The organism is Sulfitobacter sp. 1A13679 (genome assembly GCF_043557115.1).
GTDB classification, from domain to species: domain Bacteria; phylum Pseudomonadota; class Alphaproteobacteria; order Rhodobacterales; family Rhodobacteraceae; genus Sulfitobacter; species Sulfitobacter faviae.
Map to the genome: position 1 here is coordinate 32,864 of NZ_JBIFFO010000004.1, position 17,812 is coordinate 50,675.

Here is a 17,812-nt window from a genome sequence, read left to right on the forward strand (position 1 = left end):
GGAGGGTCAAGATAGGGGGCGTCAGCGGGTGAGGTCGACCCAGACGAGGGCATGGCGGCTGGCGCTTTCGCCCTTGGGCCAGATGAGGCCAGCATCACTGGTTTCCCAGTCGCGCGAGGGCAGGATGTAGTCGACGCGCATCGGGCCGGTTTGGGGCCAGTTGACCGTGGGGCGGTGCGGCAGAGGGTCTTGCAGCGCGGGATGGGAGAGGAGGGCAGCAATGGCTTCGCCGCGCCCGTCGCCGCGCTGCGGGTCGAGATTGGCGTCGCCCAGCAGGACGAAGAGGGGTGTCGGGGGCGTCCCGATCTTTCCGGCGAGGTGGTGGAGCCAGAAGACGGTTTCGTCATGGTTGCGGCGGCCATTGCGGTCTTCGGGGCCGTCGAAGACCGGCGGGGTGGCGTGGTATGTCAGCAGCGTGACGGGGCCCTCCGGGGTTTGGATCGGCAGGGACCAGTGGCCGTTGGAGGAGACGCGCTGTGTGGCATGGGCTTCGGCGCCCGCGAAGGGGGTACCGTCGATCATCGGGTAAAGTGTGTCGGGGAGGTCGCGCCAGAGGAGGGTGCTGAAGTCTTGAAACTCGCCCTCTTGGATCGGGTGGCGTGAGAGGATCGCCATGGCGCCTTGGCCGAAGAAACGGCCATAGCCTTGGGCGTCACGGGGGGTGCCGAGCCTGCCGTCACCGTCGAGGTCGACCCCGCTTTGGCGGCCTGCATTGGGCGTCGCGGCGAAGCGGTGGGGATAGGGCGCGCCCGCGGCGGAGAGGGCATCGGCGAGGGCATTGAGGGCGGCCTGTTCGAGATCGTAGTCGATGCCTTGTAGCGCGATGATATCGGGATCGGCGCTGGCGATGGTTTCGATCACGGAGGCGACGGCAGGGTCATTCCCGCGCAGGATGTCGCGCAGGAGCAGGCCCGGCCCCTTGCGCGACAATTCGGTGTTGAAGGTGGCAATGCGCAGCGGTTCGGCTTGCGCGGTGCCGGTCAGCAGGAGCAGCGCCAGCAGGAAGCGGGTCAGGCGGCCTGCATATGCGCTTCGGCGTAGGCGCGGCGGCGTTTGTCGTGAATCATCTCGGCCACCCGCCCCATGGCGATGCCGCGCATGATCATACTGGCCGGAAGGAATGCCCATGCGCTTATTGTCCAGATCATGGTTTGATGATTGCTCAGTGAGATCGGATCTAGCAGATCGGCGGTGGCCTTGACCACTGCAGGGATGAAGAAGGGCAGAAGGAAGCCAAGCGCGATGTTGATCCGCGCGTCCCGTTGCAGCCGGTAGAGCACATCGCCCCCAGCGGTTGGATCGAAAAGTGGCAGGTTCACCCAGACGTTAAAAGCGCCTTGGCGTGCGGGCCAGCCCATGACACGCACCAGCACCACGAAGGTCGCCAATGCGATGAGCGAGACCAGATAGGCCAGTCCCGCCGCCGTGCGGATCAGGTTGACCGCCTCGAGAGGGGCGTCGGCGGGCATCATCAGCACCACGAGGCGCACCGGGGAATAGGGAAAATCAAGCGCATTGCCCAGTATCGTGCCAAGCGCGGTGAGCGCGCCGGTCAGTAGGGTCGGGGCCGTTTGGCCCCGCGCGATAAGCGAGAGGACGAGGATCGTGAAGAGCAGGCTGATGAAGCGGAGCCGATTGAAAGGCGGCGCGTCGCGAAATTCGACGATGCCGGGCTGGCGGGCGTTGTATTCCATGAAGGTCAGGATCGCCGCGATACAGGCGAGCAGCACGGTGATCTGGCTGGATTCCGCATCGGCCCCCGGCAAGAGAAGCGCCGGGATGGCAATCAATAGCGCCACCAATAGGCCACGCGTCGCCGCGCCTGTCATTCGTCCGATCACTGCTCTGCCCTTTCAAACTGGCCAGCCGCGATACGATGCCGCGTGCTTGTTCCAACTTGATGCCCCCGGTTGATGGGGTGTGCCTCATTCTGGTCCAATTTTTGCCTTCTTTCCGCACATGCCTCAAGGCTCCGCGAAGAGAAGAGCAGGATACTGGGGTATTTTGAGGGAGGGGGTGGTGCCTTCTTGCATCAATTCCGTGGCGGTTTGATGGCAGGCAGCAACATCTTGTGGGCGCGCAGTTTGCGCCCACAAGTTTGATCATGCAGGCCGGGCGTTAGACCCAAGGGCGGCTTTGGCCCAGCGAATCCTCATAGCTGTCGATCGCGGCACCTTTTTCGAGCGTAAGGCCGATGTCGTCCAGCCCGTTGAGAAGGCAGTGCTTTTTGAAGGCGTCCACTTCGAAGGGGAATGTCTCACCATCTGAGGTGGTCACGGTCTGGCCTTCCAGATCGATGGTCATCCGCGCGTTCGATCCCTTTTCGGCGTCTTTCATCAGCACGTCGACCTGCTCTTGCGGCAGGGCGATGGGCAGGATGCCGTTCTTGAAGCAGTTGTTGTAAAAGATGTCGGCAAAGCTGGGTGCGATGACGCAGCGTATGCCGAAATCGAGGATCGCCCAAGGCGCGTGTTCGCGCGAGGAGCCGCAGCCGAAGTTGTCGCCCGCGACGAGGATCTGCGCGTCGCGATATTGCGGTTGGTTCAGCACGAAATCGGGGATTTCGTTGCCTTCGCGGTCATAGCGCATTTCGTCGAACAGGTTCACGCCAAGGCCGGAGCGTTTGATCGTCTTGAGAAAGACCTTGGGGATGATCATGTCGGTGTCGATGTTCACCAGCGGCATGGGAGCCGCGGTGCCGGTGATTTCTGTAAACTTATCCATCGGGGTATCCTTCGGAGAGTGCGGGAACCGCGCCGCCTGACGGCGCGTTCTAGGCAAATGGTGTATCAGGAGGGCATGGCATGTCGTACCAAGCTGGCACGAAAGTGGAATGGGACTGGGGCAATGGCACCGGGACCGGCAAGATCGTCAAGAAATACACGCAGAAGATCACGCTGAAGCTGCAGGGCAGCGAGGTGACCCGCAAGGCGAGCGATGACGAACCGGCCTATAAGATCGAACAGGACGACGGCGGCGAAGTGCTGAAGTCCGGCAGCGAGCTGCGCAAGGCCGACTAAGCTCTGCGCAACGCGCCCGGTATCCATACCCCGGTCGCTCACGCCAGTTCGCGCAGGTCGGTCAGGTGACCGGTGAGTGCGGCGGCGGCGGCCATGCCAGGGGACACGAGATGCGTGCGGCCCTTATAGCCCTGACGCCCCTCGAAGTTGCGGTTCGACGTGGCCGCGCAGCGTTCGCCGGGGGCAAGCTGGTCGGGGTTCATCGCCAGACACATGGAGCAGCCCGCCAGACGCCATTCGAAACCGGCCTCGCGGAAGATGTCCGCCAGCCCTTCCTCCTCGGCCTGCGCCCGGACGAGGCCGGAGCCGGGCACGACCATGGCACGCAGACCGTCCTTGATCTTCTTGCCCTTCAGCACTTCGGCAGCGGCGCGCAGGTCTTCGATGCGGCCGTTGGTGCAGGAGCCGATGAAGACGGTGTCGATCTCGATATCGGTGAGCTTTTGACCCGGTTTCAGGTCCATATACTCCAGCGCACGTTTCACCGCGTCGACTTTGCCGCCCTTGAAGTCTTCGGGCGAGGGGACCGTCGCGTCGATCGGCAGCACGTCTTCGGGCGAGGTGCCCCATGTGACGACCGGTGCGATGTCTTCGCCCTTGAGCGTCACGACCTTGTCCCAATGGGCGTCCTCGTCAGAGAAGAGGGTTTTCCACCAGTCCATCGCCGCTTCCCACTGTGCGCCTTTCGGAGCGTGGGGGCGGCCCTTGCAGTATTCGAATGTCTTTTCGTCCGGCGCGATGAGGCCAGCGCGTGCGCCGCCTTCGATCGCCATGTTGCAGACGGTCATGCGGCCTTCCATCGACAGGTCGCGGATCGCCTCGCCGCAGTATTCGATGACATAGCCGGTGCCGCCCGCGGTGCCGGTGGCGCCAATGACCGACAGGGTGATGTCCTTGGCCGTGACGCCGGGGCGCAGCTTGCCGGTGATCTCGACCTTCATGTTCTTGCCCTTGCGCTGGATCAGCGTCTGGGTGGCCAGAACATGTTCGACCTCCGAGGTGCCGATGCCGTGGGCCAGCGCGCCGAAGGCGCCATGGGTCGCGGTGTGGCTGTCGCCGCAGACCACGGTCATGCCGGGCAGGGTCCAGCCTTGCTCGGGGCCGACGATATGCACGATGCCTTGGCGCACGTCCGAGACGGGGTAGTAATGCACGCCGAATTCACGCGCGTTCTTGTCGAGGGCGGAGACCTGAATGCGGCTGTCCTCGGTCATGGCTTCGGGGTCTTCGCGGCCCTCGGTGGTCGGCACGTTGTGGTCCGGCACGGCGATGGTCTTGTCCGGGGCGCGCACGGTGCGGCCCGACATGCGCAGCCCTTCAAAGGCCTGCGGGCTGGTCACTTCGTGCACCAGATGGCGATCGATATAGAGCAGGCAGGTGCCGTCATCGGCTTCGTGGACGACATGGGCGTCCCAGATTTTATCGTAAAGCGTCTTGGGGGACATGATGGTCCTCTCCCGTGGTTTGGAATGGCTATGGGTGTGGCTGAGAGGGGGTGGCTTATAGTCGCGCCAGAACGCTATGCGTCGCGCCGAAAAAGCGTTCGCGCAGACGCGCACGGTCGCAAAGATCAAACACCAGTATCATGGGGCAAGGGATATAGCGCCTGAGCGAGTCTCGCAAGGTGTCGTGATCGTCTTGGAGGCAGGGGGTGGGCTGCGGGTCATCTTGCCCCGGCGCAAAGCCTGTGCGACCGTGATCCTCCCTAGCTGCAAAGGCCGACCATGATCCCTGAAAGCCACCCGTTTTCGAACTTCCTGCTGTCGCTTCAGGCTCTGTTCGACGGGGTGCTCGGCTTTGGGGAAAGCATTCTGAGCCCCGGCTGGCGGCAAAACCAAATCCTGATCCTGCTGGTGCTGGTGGCGTTGGCGTGGGTGCTGCACCGGGTCAGCGGCGTGATGCTGCAAAACTGGGTCCGCTCGCGCGAGGGGTGGTCCAAGTGGCAGTTGCGGGTGGTGGTGCAGGTCAAACGACGCTTGGGGTTGATCTGGTTCGCGCTGCTGGCGGGGCTTTTGTATCAGGTGATGCAGAACGTGACTTGGCCGTCACGGTCCTATCTCATCGGTTTGGCGGCGACGTTGGCGGCGATCTATGTGGGCATCGCTTTCGCCGCGCGTTTGGTGCGCAACCGTCCCTTGCGCCGCATGGTGACATGGGGGCTGTGGATCTATGCCACGCTCTACATGCTGAACGTCGCCGATGATGTGGCCTTGTTTCTGGACGGCGTCGCGCTGACTGTGGGCGAATTCCGCCTTTCGGTGCTGACCATTCTGACCGCGCTGGTGGTTGTCGGCGCGCTTTTGACCATGGCGCGGCTGGTCAGCACGACCACCGCCGCGACGATCCGCAAGAACGAAGACATCAGCCCCTCCATGCAGGTGCTGGCCGTGAAGGGGGTGCAAATCCTGCTCTACGGGCTCGCGTTCTTTATCGGAGTGCGGGCGGTGGGGATTGACTTGACCGGGCTTGCGGTACTCTCGGGCGCAATCGGTGTGGGCCTTGGTTTCGGTCTGCAAAAGGTGGTGTCAAACCTCGTCTCTGGCGTGATCATCCTGCTCGACAAGTCGATCAAGCCCGGCGATGTGATCAGTCTGGGAGAGACCTTTGGCTGGATCCAAACGCTCGGCGCGCGCTATGCGTCTGTGGTGACGCGGGATGGCAAGGAATACCTGATCCCGAACGAAGATCTGATCACCGGGCAGGTGGTGAACTGGTCCCACTCCAATGACTTTGTGCGGCTCGATATCTATTTCGGCACGGCCTATTCCGACGATCCGCATATGGTGCGCAAACTGGCGGTGGAGGCGGCCAAGGGCGTCGACCGGGTGCTGAGCTACAAGGCCCCGGTTTGCCATATCGTGGGCTTTGGCGATTCGTCGGTGGATTACATCCTGCGCTTCTGGATCAAGGATCCGACCGGCGGGCTGACCAACATTCGCGGCAATGTCTATCTGGCGCTTTGGGATGCTTTCAAGGAACACGGCATCTCCATCCCCTTCCCGCAGCGTGAGGTAAAAGTCATCGAAGACAGTCAACTGGCCCTGTCGCGCGCCGCGGCATCGCGGGATATGCCCGAGTAAGCGGGGATTTGCGCCGTGGTTAACGCTATGGCTACGCGATCCATTGAAAAATAAACCCCGGGTCGCTAAATTGGGGCTGCTCGGCACCGGGGCAAGCGTTCAGCATTGATGGTGCTATTTACGAAGGAGGACAATGTCCTGTCTCTTAACGTTGACGCAGCGCAGGCTGCTGACCATGGGGCTGCAATGACTGCCGCCTCGCAAATCGCAACCAGCGACGACCTGCTGGCGCTTATCCTTTCCTCGCTGAATGACGACAAGGCCGAAGATATCGTGCAGATCGATCTGCGCGGCAAGACGGCCATCGGCGACTATATGGTGATCTGCTCGGGCCGCTCCACGCGGCAGGTTTCGGCGATCTCGGAAAAGCTGGCGCAGGCCGTCAAAGACGCCACTGGACGTACGTCCAAGATGGAAGGCCGCGAAACCGGCGACTGGGTCTTGATCGACACAGGCGACGTTGTCGTGCATGTCTTCCGGCCCGAAGTGCGTGAATTCTACCAGCTTGAAAAGATGTGGCTGGGCGGCGACGACGCGGCCACAGCGGCACCGCACTGATCCCGCTTTGCGGGCCTAGGTCATGCGAGTTCACATCTGTGCCATGGGCCGGCTTCGCGCCGGTCCGGAAAAATCCCTTGTCGATGATTATCTGACCCGGTTCGACCGGACCGGGCGCGGTCTGGGCCTTGGTCCCGCGCGCGTGGTCGAGATGGAAGACAAGAAGAACGGCGGCATGGCCGCCGAAGCCGTGCTGCTACGGCGGGCGATCCCCCAAGGGGCGGTGATCTGCGTCTTGGATGAACGTGGCAAGGTCGAAACCTCCCCCGCATTCGCCGAACGGCTTGGCAATTGGCGTGACGCCGGGCGGGGGGATTTGGCTTTTGTCATCGGCGGGGCCGATGGCATCGACCCCAGCCTGCGGGCAGAGGCGGATCATGCCCTCTCTTTTGGCAAGATGGTCTGGCCGCATATGCTGGTGCGGGTCATGCTGGCCGAACAGCTTTACCGCGCCGCCGCGATCCTCTCGGGCGGGCCTTATCACCGGGTCTGAAAGGGCGCAGGTCAGGGCAGCGGGATCGTCACCAATTCCGAAGACCAGCCGCTGACACTGTCGCGCGCTTGAATGCTGACCTCCGTCATCCCTTCGGGGATGCGCACGCCAGAAAGCGAGCGGGTGAAGGGCTGCTCTTTCACATGCGGATGTGCCAGATTGCGGGTGCCCAAGGGTTTCCCATCGGGGTCCAGAATGCGCCAAGCGTCGGCATAGTGGTCCCAGCCACTGTCGTTGTGCCGGATGGTGACGTCAAACTTCCACAAATCGCCCTGTCGATCGACCGTGACATTCAGAATGGCGGGCGGATCGGCGAAACCCGGCGCGGCAAAGGCCAAGAAGGCGAGAATGAGGCTACGTTTGAACATGAGACACCAATAAAACAACGAACTGAATATAGCGCATTTCGGAAAGGTTCCAAGGTAGGCGGAAGTTGGGCCCGGTGCAATTCACCCTGAAGCCGCAATTTAGTGGTGCAATTGCACCAGGCGCGCGGCAAACTGGCCAAACCCGCGCCATAGGCTCTATGCTGCGGGCCAGAGGAGGGACCGCAATGCAGATGCCAACACCCGATGCCGGGATCATTGCGCGCAAGGCGCGTGTCGTGGCGCGGCTGCGTGCGGCGCTGCCCCGCGATGCCGTGATCGACGATGCGCATGAGACCCGCGCCTATGAATGTGACGCGCTGACGGCCTATAAATGCCCTCCTCTGGCCGTGACCCTGCCTGCCAGTACCGAAGAAGTCTCGTCAATTCTGGCAATCTGCCATGAGGAGGGCGTGCCGGTGGTGCCGCGCGGCTCGGGCACCTCGCTTGCCGGAGGAGCCTTGCCCACCGCTGATAGCGTGGTGCTGGGGGTGGCGCGCATGGCCGAGGTGCTTGAGGTCGATTACGACAACCGTCTGATGCGCGTGCAGACCGGGCGCACCAACCTCAGCGTCACCGGCGCGGTGGAGGAAGACGGCTTTTTCTACGCGCCTGACCCTTCCAGCCAGTTGGCCTGTGCCATCGCGGGCAATATCGCGATGAACTCGGGCGGGGCGCATTGTCTGAAATACGGGGTCACCACCAACAACCTCTTGGGCGTCACCATGGTCATGATGGGCGGCGAAGTGGTCGAGATCGGCGGCGGTTATATGGACGCGGGCAGGCTGGACCTTTTGGGCGTGATCTGCGGCTCCGAGGGGCAGTTGGGCGTGGTGACCGAAGCCACCCTGCGCATCCTGCCCAAACCCGAAGGCGCGCGGCCCGTGCTCATGGGCTTCGACGACAACGCCGTCGCCGGGGCCTGTGTCAGCGATATCATCAAGGCCGGCGTCTTGCCCGTGGCGATCGAATTCATGGACCGCCCCTGCATCGAGGCGACGGAGGCTTTTGCCCATGCGGGCTACCCGATGTGCGAGGCGCTGCTGATTGTCGAGGTCGAAGGCTCCGACGCCGAGATCGACCACCAGCTTGCCCTGATCACCGAGATTGCCCGCCGTCACAACCCGGTGGAACTGCGCGAAAGCAACAGCGCCGAGGAAAGCGCCGCGATCTGGCTGGGCCGCAAGTCCGCCTTTGGCGCCATGGGGCAGATCAACGACTACATGTGCCTTGATGGCACCATCCCGGTGAACGAATTGCCCATGGTGCTGCGCCGCATCGGTGAGATGTCCGATGACTATGGCCTTAAGGTCGGCAATGTCTTTCACGCGGGCGACGGCAATATGCACCCGCTGATCCTGTTTGATGCCAACAAACCCGGCGATCTGGAGAAATGCGAGGCCTTTGGCGCCGACATCCTGCGGCTCTGCGTCGAAGCGGGCGGTTGCCTGACCGGGGAGCATGGGGTTGGGATCGAAAAGCGCGATCTGATGCATGAGCAATACGCCCCCGCGGATCTTGAGGCGCAATTGATGGTGAAGGATGTCTTTGACCCGGCATGGCTGTTGAACCCGGCCAAGGTTTTCCCCCTCGATGTGACGGAAGGGCGGCGCGGCAGCGGCGCGTCGGTGGCGGCGTGACGGTGACTTCCGAGGCGGAGCTGGCCGAGGCGATCCGTGGCGCAGAGGCGCCCCTGTCCCTGCGGGGTGGCGATACGCGCGGCATGGCGGGGCCGGGCGCGGCGCTGTCGCTTGCCGGTCTGCGGGGGATCACACTTTACGAGCCGGGCGCGCTGACGCTGGTCGCGCAGGCGGGCACGCCGGTCTCCGAGATCGAGGCCGATTTGGCCGCCGAGGGGCAGCGGTTGGCCTTTGAGCCGATGGATCACCGCGCGCTCATGGGCCGCAGCGGCACGCCGACCATCGGCGGGGTCTTTGCCGCCAATGTCAGCGGCCCGCGGCGGCTTGCTGTTGGGGCGGCGCGGGATTTTCTCTTGGGGGTGCGGTTCGTCGATGGGCAGGGGGTCATCATCAAGAATGGGGGCCGGGTGATGAAGAACGTCACCGGCTATGATCTGGTCAAGCTGATGGCCGGGTCGCAGGGCACCTTGGGCGCGCTGACCGAAGTCTCGCTGAAGGTGCTCCCTAAACCTGAAACCAGCGCGACGCTCGTGCTGTCCGGGCTGGATGATCCCGCCGCCATCGCCGCAATGGCGCTGGCCATGCGCAGCCCCTTCGAGGTGACCGGCGCGGCCCATGACCCGGCGCAGGGGCTGACGGTCTTGCGGTTGGAGGGGTTCGAGACCTCGGTCGCCTACCGGATCGGGCGGCTGAAGGATTTGCTCGCCGCCACGGGGGGCGAGATCGAGGTGCTTGCAGAAGACCCCTCGGAGACCCTCTGGCGTGACCTGCGAGATGTGGCGCCCTTCCATGGGGCGGCGGGCGATGTCTGGCGCCTGCACTGCCGCCCGACCGAGGCCCCGGCGCTTGCGGCAAAAGCCGGAGCGGAGGCGCGGCTCTATGATTGGGCCGGGGGGCTGCTATGGCTGCGTATGGCCCCCGACACGGACCTGCGCGCCCGCTTGGGGCGGTATGACGGCCACGCGACCTTGTTGCGGGCCGAGGCGTCGGGGACGCTGCCACGACAGGAACCCGAAGCGCCGGGGGTGGCGCGGTTGACGGCGGGGCTCAGGGCCAAGTTCGATCCCCGTGGCCTGTTCAACGCCGAAGCCTTGGCCCGCAGCTCATGACTTTGGTGCTCGTCTTCCTCATCGTCTTTCTGATCGGCCCCTTTCTGTTCAAGGCGCTGATCGCCGTGCCGCCTTCGCTTCGGGCCATCCGCGCGTTGGCGGCGATGGTGCTGGTGACCTTTCTCATCGCGCTCGCCCTGCGCTATGGTCTGCTGCGCTATTGGGGTGACAGCGCTTGGATGTTGGGGGTCATCGCCTTGGCGCTCTGGGCCGCTTGGATCGGGGTGATTGCGCTGGTGGTCCAAGCGCTGCGCCGGGCCGATCCGCGCCCGGCGATGCGCCGGTGGAGCGGGGTGCTGGGGGCCGTTGGCACGACGGTGCCGTGGTTCGGCCTCGTCCTCGCCAATCTGATGCGCAGCACATAGGAACGGAGCCGCCATGCAAACCACCTTTACCCCCGCGCAGTTGCAGGAGCCTGACACGCAGCGCAGCAATGAGATTCTGCGCGCCTGTGTGCACTGCGGCTTCTGCACGGCGACCTGCCCGACCTATCAGGTCTTGGGCGATGAGTTGGACAGCCCGCGCGGTCGCATCTACCTGATCAAGGACATGCTGGAGAACGACCGCGACCCGGATCCAAAGACGGTTCAGCATATCGACCGCTGCCTGTCTTGCCTCGCCTGTATGACGACCTGCCCCTCGGGGGTGCATTACATGCATCTGGTCGATCACGCCCGTGCTTATATCGAGGAACGCTACAAACGTCCCATGGGCGAACGCGCCCTTCGCTGGATGCTGGCGCGGATTCTGCCCTATCCCACACGCTTTCGGCTGGCGCTGCTCGGGGCCAAAATCGGCCGGCCCTTTGCCCGGCTGATGCCCGACGCGCGGCTGCGGGCCATGCTGGAGATTGCGCCCAAGACGGTCCCTCCGGTCAGCCGCAACGACGATCCGCAGAGCTTTCCGGCTAAGGGCAAGCCGCTGCGCCGGGTGGCCCTGATGACCGGCTGCGCCCAAAAGGCGCTGAACACCGATATCAACGACGCCACGATCCGGCTGCTGACCCGCGCGGGCTGTGAGGTGGTGGTGGCCCAAGGGGCGGGCTGTTGCGGCGCGCTGACCCATCACATGGGCAAGACCGATGAGAGCCACGCCCACGCCGCCCGCAACATCTGCGCATGGCGGGCCGAGATGGACGGCGAGGGGCTGGATGCCATTGTGATCAACACCTCGGGCTGCGGTACCACGGTCAAGGATTACGGCCATATGTTCCGCAATGACCCGCTGGCAGAGGATGCGGCGCGGGTCTCGGCCCTTGCAAAGGATGTGACGGAACTGCTGGCAGAGCTCGACTTGCCCTTTGCCGAACCGGCAGAGCCGGGCATGGTCGTCGCCTATCACGCGGCCTGCTCGCTGCAGCATGGGCAACAGATCAAGGCCACGCCGAAGACTCTGCTGAAACAGGCGGGATACACGGTGGTGGAACCGGCGGACAGTCACCTCTGCTGTGGCTCGGCGGGCACCTATAACCTGATGCAGCCCGAGATTTCGGCCAAGCTGAAAGAGCGCAAGATCAAGACCTTGGAGGCCAAATCCCCGGATGTGATCGCGGCGGGCAATATCGGCTGCATGATGCAGATCGGATCGGGCTCCGGGGTGCCGGTGGTGCATAGCGTCGAACTGCTCGATTGGGCCTGCGGTGGGCCAAAACCACCCGCGCTCAGCGCGCCTGCGCAGGTGCCGCGTTTGCGTTAAGCCTGCGCCGTATTTTCGCCGCAACTCCCCTATATCCGCCAAGGAAACAAGGTTTTGAGGTGCATTTTGCGACAATTGTTGGCGGCTATCTTCGGCGTCTTTACCCTTGCCACGGCAGCGCTGGCCCAAGACAGCGCGCTCAAAGCGCTCGACAACGGTGTGGATGCCGCCGCGTGGGAGGCGGTGGGCCGTCTCGACATCGGCGGGACCGGCTTTTGCACCGGCACGCTGATCGCCCCGCGTCTGGTGCTGACCGCCGCGCATTGCCTGTTTGACCGCGAAACCAAGGCCCGGATCGACCATGGTGAGGTGCAGTTCCTCGCCGGTTGGCGCAATGGCCGCGCCGGGGCCTACCGCGACATTCGCCGCGCCGTGGTGCATCCAGATTACGTCTACGACGGTGAGGTCTCTTCGGGACGGGTGCGCAATGATCTGGCGCTTCTGGAACTCTCCCGCCCGATCCGCAACACCACCATCCGGCCCTTCGGCACCGCCGCGCGTCCGCGCCCCGGCGACCGTGTGGGCGTGGTCAGCTATGCCCGCGACCGGGCCGAGGCACCATCATTGCAAGAGGTCTGCAAGGTGCTGGCCCAGCAAGAGGGGGTCTTGGTGACCTCCTGCGCGGTCGATTTCGGCTCTAGCGGCGCGCCGATCTTTAGTTTCGTCGCAGGCGAGGCGCATATCGTCTCCGTCGTTTCGGCCAAGGCCGAGGTTGAGGGCGCGCAGGTCTCGCTCGGCACCGCGCTTGGCGCGCCTTTGGCGCTGCTGCAAGCGGAACTGGTGGCGGGCAAGGGCGTGTTTCTGGATTCCAACCCCGCAGGCAAGCGCATCCGCGTCGGCGAAGAGCGCGGCACCGGGGCGAAATTCATCCGCCCGTAATTCTGCGCGGCAGGACTTGAAAGCGCGCAAACCCTTTCCCACATCAGCTTTGCCGAGGTGCCTCAATAGGGCTTCGGCGCTTGAAAAAACCGGGTCTGTCCAATGGTGGAAGGCCCGATATGTCAATCGCTCACTGATGAGGATGAACACATGCGTAGCTTTGATTTCGCACCCCTTTACCGCTCCAGCGTTGGTTTCGACCAGATCGCCAACATGATGGACCGGGTTCTGACAAATGATGGGGCCACCCCCAGCTATCCCCCCTACAACATCGAAAAGCTCGACAATGATGCCTATCGCATCTCGATCGCCGTCGCCGGTTTCTCGGACAGCGACCTGAGCGTCGAAGTGCGTGAGAAGGCGCTGATCGTTTCGGCCCGCAAGGCGGATGAGGATGAGGCCAAGACCTATCTGCACCGCGGCATCGCCACCCGCGCCTTTGAGCGTCGCTTCCATCTGGCGGACCACGTTCAGGTCATCGGCGCGGCCCATGCCAATGGCATGCTGCATATCGAGCTTGAGCGTCAGGTGCCCGAGGCCCTGAAACCGCGCCAGATCACCATCTCTTCCGAGGTGAAGGCGATCGACAAGGACGTGGTTGACGCCAAATCCGTGAACTAAGCGCGGCCGTTCCAGCGCTTTGCGAAGGCCCGCTTTTGGCGGGCCTTTTTTGTGGGCGGTCGCCTCCCAAGCTCAATCCTTTCGTGGGTGAATATCTGCCGAAGCCTAGGGGCGAAAACGGCGGCTTTCTGCTGCGCGGGGGGCGGGGTGAAACCAAGCAAAAGCTGTCGGGTTGAGTGGGGGACCGGGCAGGCGTGCCCGGACAACAGCGTGCAGAGTACCGCACGCGCAATGAAAGGAAGAACCATGACGACCTATGCAAATTCCCTACGCAAGCTTTCCCTGACCACGGCTGTCGCCGCTCTTATGGCGGCCCCAGTCGCCGCACAGACGCTGGACGCGGGTGTCGGCACCGATGCGACCGCCGATCTGGCGGGCACGGAACTGGACACAACATCCGGGGCCGAGGCGAATGGCACCCTGACCACCGAACAGTCCATCGACCAAACCGCGACCTCGGACATTGATACGGATGCCGATATCGCGCTGGATGGCAGCACCGTGGCCGTCGCCTCAGATGATACGGTCATCGGCACCATCTCGAACGCAGAGCCGCAAGCGGACGGTTCCATGCGCTATTCCATCGATCTGGCCGAAGAATTCGCCGCCGATAGCGACCGTGCGGTCGTGCAGATCGACCAAGATGTCGACGCCGATGGCCAGCTGTTCATCGGCATGACAGGCGAAGAATTCGCCGCGGCCCTGTCCCAGCAAGTGAATGCGGACGGCGCGGCGCAGACCCGGACCAACTAAGACGGGTCACCCTAGGGCGTATCTCTCCCCCGCCCGAAGGCCGGCAGCATGAAAGTGCTGTCGGCTTTTTCATGTTCGGGCTGGGGCCATCGGGTTGCAAACTCTCCGGGACAGGACTACTCCGCGTTGGTTATGATATAACATATCGAATCATGACGCAGGCCAAACCACGGAGAACGACATGCCCCAAACATCCGCATCCCCGCTATTCTTCCTGACGCTCAGCGCGGGCCTTGCCCTTTCGGCCCCGGTCTTGGCTGAGACGAAAGAGGCATCGCATGACCACGATCATTCCCATGCGCATGACCATGCCCACGACCAGAACGACATCTACAAAGGCTACTTTGACGACGCGCAGATCAAGGATCGGCCCTTGTCGGATTGGGCGGGCGACTGGCAATCGGTCTACCCGCTGTTGCAGCAGGGCGCGCTGGACGCGGTGATGCACCACAAGGCCGAGCACGGCGACAAGACGGCGGCGGAGTACAAGGCCTATTACGAGGTCGGCTATGCCACCGATGTGGACCGCATCACCATCGACGGTAATGCCGTGACCTTCTTCCGGGAAGGTGATCCGGTGCAAGGGCGCTATGCCAGCGATGGTTATGAGGTGCTGACCTACAAGAAGGGCAACCGCGGCGTGCGCTATGTCTTTGCCAAAGAGGGCGGCGATGCCGAAGCGCCGGAGTATATCCAATTCAGCGACCATATCATCGCGCCGCAAAAGGCCGATCACTATCACCTCTACTGGGGCGACGACCGCGCCGAGGTTTTGGAAGAGTTGACCAACTGGCCGACCTATTTCCTCGCCGAGCTGAGCGCGTCTGAGATCGCGGCGGATATGCAGGCGCATTAAGGGCGGCCCGCGGCATGACTGGCAAAAAGCGAAACCTGCGCAGCGGGCTGAAACAGCGGCGGCGTCAGGGGAACCCGATGGCGGCCTTTGACCAACTGCCGCCGCCCCTGCGGGCATGGCTTGCGCAGGCGGCGCTGCCGTGGTCGCCCCGTTCGGCGCATCGGCTGTGGTGTCGGGCGTTGCAGCGTTGCGAAGGTGATGTCGCGCAGGCGGTCTCGCATCTTTCGCAGGCGGAGCGCCGGATGCTGGCACAGGACCGGCTGACGCAATAGCCCGATGCAAAACGGGGCGCGCCATGGCACGCCCCGTTTCTTTAACTTCCGCCGGTGCTTAGACCGACAGGCAGACGTATTTCATTTCAAGATAGTCTTCGATCCCGTGGTGCGATCCTTCGCGCCCGAGGCCGGATTGCTTGACCCCGCCAAAGGGCGCAAGCTCGGTCGAGATGATGCCGGTGTTCACGCCAACGATGCCATATTCCAGCGCCTCGGCGACCTTGTAGACGCGGCTGAGGTCCTTGGCGTAGAAATAGGACGCAAGGCCGAAGATCGTGTCGTTGGCCATGGCGATCACGTCATCGACGTCCTCGAACTTGAAGAGCGGCGCGAGGGGGCCGAATGTCTCTTCCTTGGCGACCTTCATGTCCTGCGTCACGCCGGTGACGATGGTGGGCCCGAAGAAGTTGCCGCCCATGTCGTCCTTGGCGTTGCCCAGAATGATTTCCGCGCCGTTCTCGACCGCATCCTTGATATGCTCTTGCACCTTGTCCGAGGCTTCGGGGTTGATGAGCGGGCCCAGATCGGTGCCTTCTTCCAGCCCGTCGCCCACCTTCATCTGGCTCACGCGGTCCTTCAGCTTGGCCGCGAAGGCGTCATAGACGCCCGCCTGCACATAGATCCGGTTCGCGCAGACGCAGGTCTGGCCGTTGTTGCGGAACTTGCACATGATCGCGCCCTCGACCGCCGCGTCGAGATCGGCGTCGTCGAAGACGATGAAGGGCGCGTTGCCGCCCAGTTCCATCGAGCATTTCATCACCTGATCCGCGGCCTGTTTCAACAGGATGCGCCCGACCTCCGTGGAGCCGGTGAAGGTCAGCTTGCGCACGGCGGGGTTCTCGCAGAACTCCTTGCCCACGGCGGAGGAGGAGGAGGACGGCACCACGTTGAACACGCCCGCCGGGATTCCTGCGCGTTCCGCGAGCACACCCATGACGATGGCCGAGAGCGGCGTCTCCGCCGCGGGACGCGCCACAAAGGAACAGCCCGCCGCCAGCGCCGGGGCCGCCTTGCGGGTGATCATCGCATTGGGGAAGTTCCACGGCGTGATCGAGGCCGCGACGCCGATGGGCTGTTTCATCACCATGATGCGCTTGTCGCGCTGGTGCCCGGGGATCATCTCGCCATAGACGCGCTTGGCCTCTTCGCCGAAGAATTCGATGAAGGACGCGCCATAGGCGATCTCGCCCTTGGCTTCGGCCAGCGGCTTGCCCTGCTCGGCGGTGAGGATGGTGCCCAGATCGTCTTGGTTCTCCATCATCAGGTCGAACCATTTGCGCAGCACGGCGGCGCGTTCCTTGCCGGTCCAGCTGGCCCAGTCCTTCTGCGCCTTCTCGGCTTGGGCAATCGCGCCCGCGACCTGCGCGCGGCTGAGGTCGGCGACCTGTGCGATGACATCGCCCCGCGCGGGATTGGTCACGTCAAATGTACCGTCGTCGCCTTCAACCCATTGGCCGCCGATATAGGCGCGGGTTTCAAGCAGGCTGGGGTCTTTCAGCAGTGATTTCAGATCCGTCTTAGCATCAGTCATGTCATCTCTCCGCTATTCTCTATAGCCTCCAAAGCAACAACGAGTATGATTGTCCAGTTAAGTTTGATCAAATCCGGGGTGGGAGACCCAAATGATGCTAGATGACGCCTATGCAAACGCTGCCTATATCGACGGGGCCGACGACTTTCCGCCCCGCTGGGAAAAGGAGGCAGAGGCATTCCGCGCGTCACTGGGGGCGCGGGCGCAGCTTAACGTGCGCTATGGCCCGTCAGACCGTCAAAAGTTCGACTTCTTCCAGCCCGAGGGTGTCTCGCGCGGCACGGCGGTCTTCGTGCATGGCGGTTATTGGAAGGCTTTCGACAAGAGCTATTGGTCGCATCTGGCCGCTGGTCCTTTGGCGCGGGGCTATGCCGTGGCGGTGCCGTCCTATGACCTCTGCCCCGAGGTGCGTATTTCCGAGATTTCCACCCAGATCGCCGCGGCGCTGACCGAAGTGGCGAACCGCACGCAGGGCACCATCGTGTTGTCGGGCCATTCGGCGGGGGGCCATTTGGTGGCCCGCATGACCGACCCGCTGCTGCTGGGGGCCGAGGTGCGCGACCGGATCACGCGGATCGTGCCGATCTCCCCCGTGGCTGATCTGGCGCCCTTGTTGCAAACCGAAATGAACGACACTTTGCGGCTGGATGAGGCCGAAGCCGCCGCCGAAAGCCCGATCAAGATGACCCCGCCCCATGGTGTGGATGTGACCGTTTGGGTCGGCGCGGCGGAGCGGCCCGTCTTCCTCGAACAGGCCGAGAATTTCGCCCGCAGTTGGGGCGCGAAACATGTGGTGGCCGAGGGCAAGCACCATTTCGACGTGATCGATCCGCTGTCAGAGCCGGACAGCGACCTGACCAAAGCGCTGCTGGGCAGCTAAGGTCCGCATTTTGCGACAAATGCCTCGCCTTATTGCGCGTAAGGCATTTGCCGCAGT

General features: G+C 63.4%; 20 protein-coding genes. 14 read left to right on the plus strand and 6 right to left on the minus strand.

What is annotated here, in order from left to right:
- Nucleotides 1-21: 21 nt before the first annotated feature.
- The 3 genes from ACGYLA_RS04485 to leuD form a co-directional block, all read right to left on the minus strand.
- Nucleotides 22-1,128, minus strand: a complete 1,107-nt coding sequence (locus ACGYLA_RS04485; RefSeq protein WP_394430649.1) for an endonuclease/exonuclease/phosphatase family protein — start codon at nucleotides 1,126-1,128, stop codon at nucleotides 22-24.
- Nucleotides 1,011-1,841, minus strand: coding sequence for a hypothetical protein (locus ACGYLA_RS04490; RefSeq protein WP_271688770.1), 831 nt, complete (start codon nucleotides 1,839-1,841; stop codon nucleotides 1,011-1,013). The genes ACGYLA_RS04485 and ACGYLA_RS04490 overlap by 118 nt, the downstream gene beginning before the upstream one ends.
- Nucleotides 1,842-2,118: 277 nt before the next feature.
- Nucleotides 2,119-2,724 carry a 3-isopropylmalate dehydratase small subunit gene (leuD, locus tag ACGYLA_RS04495; protein WP_271688771.1) on the minus strand — a complete coding sequence of 202 codons (606 nt, stop codon included), beginning with the start codon at nucleotides 2,722-2,724 and terminating at the stop codon, nucleotides 2,119-2,121.
- 80 nt (nucleotides 2,725-2,804) lie between these two features.
- Here leuD and ACGYLA_RS04500 point away from each other — a divergent pair, with 80 nt between their 5' ends.
- On the plus strand, nucleotides 2,805-3,020 hold the full coding sequence (locus ACGYLA_RS04500; protein WP_394430651.1) for a DUF2945 domain-containing protein: 216 nt from the start codon (nucleotides 2,805-2,807) through the stop codon (nucleotides 3,018-3,020).
- A 38-nt stretch (nucleotides 3,021-3,058) separates the two neighbouring features.
- On the opposite strand, the gene leuC is transcribed toward ACGYLA_RS04500, so the two are convergent.
- The gene (leuC, locus tag ACGYLA_RS04505; RefSeq protein ID WP_067268511.1) at nucleotides 3,059-4,465 is read right to left on the minus strand and encodes a 3-isopropylmalate dehydratase large subunit; all 1,407 of its coding nucleotides are present in this window, start codon (nucleotides 4,463-4,465) and stop codon (nucleotides 3,059-3,061) included.
- 279 nt (nucleotides 4,466-4,744) lie between these two features.
- On the opposite strand from leuC, the gene ACGYLA_RS04510 reads away from it, so the two are divergent.
- The 3 genes from ACGYLA_RS04510 (at nucleotide 4,745) to rlmH (ending at nucleotide 7,151) form a co-directional block, all read left to right on the plus strand.
- The gene (locus ACGYLA_RS04510) at nucleotides 4,745-6,100 is read left to right on the plus strand and encodes a mechanosensitive ion channel family protein (protein WP_394430653.1); all 1,356 of its coding nucleotides are present in this window, start codon (nucleotides 4,745-4,747) and stop codon (nucleotides 6,098-6,100) included.
- Nucleotides 6,101-6,286: 186 nt separating this feature from the next.
- A complete protein-coding gene (gene rsfS / locus ACGYLA_RS04515; protein ID WP_067268516.1) occupies nucleotides 6,287-6,658 on the plus strand; it encodes a ribosome silencing factor in 372 nt (123 codons plus the stop codon).
- A gap of 22 nt (nucleotides 6,659-6,680) precedes the next feature.
- Entirely contained in the window at nucleotides 6,681-7,151 is a 471-nt protein-coding gene (gene rlmH / locus ACGYLA_RS04520) for a 23S rRNA (pseudouridine(1915)-N(3))-methyltransferase RlmH (protein WP_067268518.1), read from the plus strand.
- An 11-nt stretch (nucleotides 7,152-7,162) separates the two neighbouring features.
- Here the strand turns inward: rlmH and ACGYLA_RS04525 are convergent, their stop codons facing one another.
- Complete coding sequence (locus ACGYLA_RS04525; RefSeq protein ID WP_271692826.1) at nucleotides 7,163-7,519, minus strand: hypothetical protein; 357 nt, start codon at nucleotides 7,517-7,519, stop codon at nucleotides 7,163-7,165.
- Nucleotides 7,520-7,704: 185 nt separating this feature from the next.
- On the opposite strand from ACGYLA_RS04525, the gene ACGYLA_RS04530 reads away from it, so the two are divergent.
- The 9 genes from ACGYLA_RS04530 to ACGYLA_RS04570 all read left to right on the plus strand — a co-directional run bounded on the left by ACGYLA_RS04530 (nucleotide 7,705) and on the right by ACGYLA_RS04570 (nucleotide 15,341).
- Complete coding sequence (locus ACGYLA_RS04530) at nucleotides 7,705-9,156, plus strand: FAD-linked oxidase C-terminal domain-containing protein (protein WP_394430656.1); 1,452 nt, start codon at nucleotides 7,705-7,707, stop codon at nucleotides 9,154-9,156.
- Nucleotides 9,153-10,265, plus strand: coding sequence for an FAD-binding protein (locus ACGYLA_RS04535; protein WP_394430658.1), 1,113 nt, complete (start codon nucleotides 9,153-9,155; stop codon nucleotides 10,263-10,265). The genes ACGYLA_RS04530 and ACGYLA_RS04535 overlap by 4 nt, the downstream gene beginning before the upstream one ends.
- The gene (locus ACGYLA_RS04540) at nucleotides 10,262-10,630 is read left to right on the plus strand and encodes a hypothetical protein (RefSeq protein WP_394430661.1); all 369 of its coding nucleotides are present in this window, start codon (nucleotides 10,262-10,264) and stop codon (nucleotides 10,628-10,630) included. Before ACGYLA_RS04535 ends, ACGYLA_RS04540 begins: the two co-directional genes overlap by 4 nt.
- Before the next feature lie 13 nt (nucleotides 10,631-10,643).
- The gene (gene glcF, locus ACGYLA_RS04545; RefSeq protein ID WP_394430663.1) at nucleotides 10,644-11,960 is read left to right on the plus strand and encodes a glycolate oxidase subunit GlcF; all 1,317 of its coding nucleotides are present in this window, start codon (nucleotides 10,644-10,646) and stop codon (nucleotides 11,958-11,960) included.
- A 75-nt stretch (nucleotides 11,961-12,035) separates the two neighbouring features.
- Nucleotides 12,036-12,839, plus strand: a complete 804-nt coding sequence (locus ACGYLA_RS04550; RefSeq protein ID WP_271689910.1) for a serine protease — start codon at nucleotides 12,036-12,038, stop codon at nucleotides 12,837-12,839.
- A 150-nt stretch (nucleotides 12,840-12,989) separates the two neighbouring features.
- Entirely contained in the window at nucleotides 12,990-13,460 is a 471-nt protein-coding gene (locus tag ACGYLA_RS04555; protein ID WP_067268529.1) for an Hsp20 family protein, read from the plus strand.
- A gap of 246 nt (nucleotides 13,461-13,706) precedes the next feature.
- Nucleotides 13,707-14,213, plus strand: coding sequence for a hypothetical protein (locus tag ACGYLA_RS04560; RefSeq protein ID WP_394430665.1), 507 nt, complete (start codon nucleotides 13,707-13,709; stop codon nucleotides 14,211-14,213).
- Nucleotides 14,214-14,394: 181 nt separating this feature from the next.
- On the plus strand, nucleotides 14,395-15,069 hold the full coding sequence (locus ACGYLA_RS04565) for a metal-binding protein ZinT (protein ID WP_394430667.1): 675 nt from the start codon (nucleotides 14,395-14,397) through the stop codon (nucleotides 15,067-15,069).
- A 14-nt stretch (nucleotides 15,070-15,083) separates the two neighbouring features.
- Nucleotides 15,084-15,341: a DUF6525 family protein gene (locus tag ACGYLA_RS04570; RefSeq protein WP_394408456.1), complete on the plus strand. Its 258-nt coding sequence runs from the start codon at nucleotides 15,084-15,086 to the stop codon at nucleotides 15,339-15,341.
- A gap of 58 nt (nucleotides 15,342-15,399) precedes the next feature.
- Here ACGYLA_RS04570 and ACGYLA_RS04575 read toward each other — a convergent pair whose 3' ends face one another.
- Nucleotides 15,400-16,875: an NAD-dependent succinate-semialdehyde dehydrogenase gene (locus ACGYLA_RS04575; RefSeq protein ID WP_394430670.1), complete on the minus strand. Its 1,476-nt coding sequence runs from the start codon at nucleotides 16,873-16,875 to the stop codon at nucleotides 15,400-15,402.
- 91 nt (nucleotides 16,876-16,966) lie between these two features.
- Here ACGYLA_RS04575 and ACGYLA_RS04580 point away from each other — a divergent pair, with 91 nt between their 5' ends.
- Entirely contained in the window at nucleotides 16,967-17,755 is a 789-nt protein-coding gene (locus tag ACGYLA_RS04580) for an alpha/beta hydrolase (RefSeq protein WP_394430672.1), read from the plus strand.
- Nucleotides 17,756-17,812: the final 57 nt, after the last annotated feature.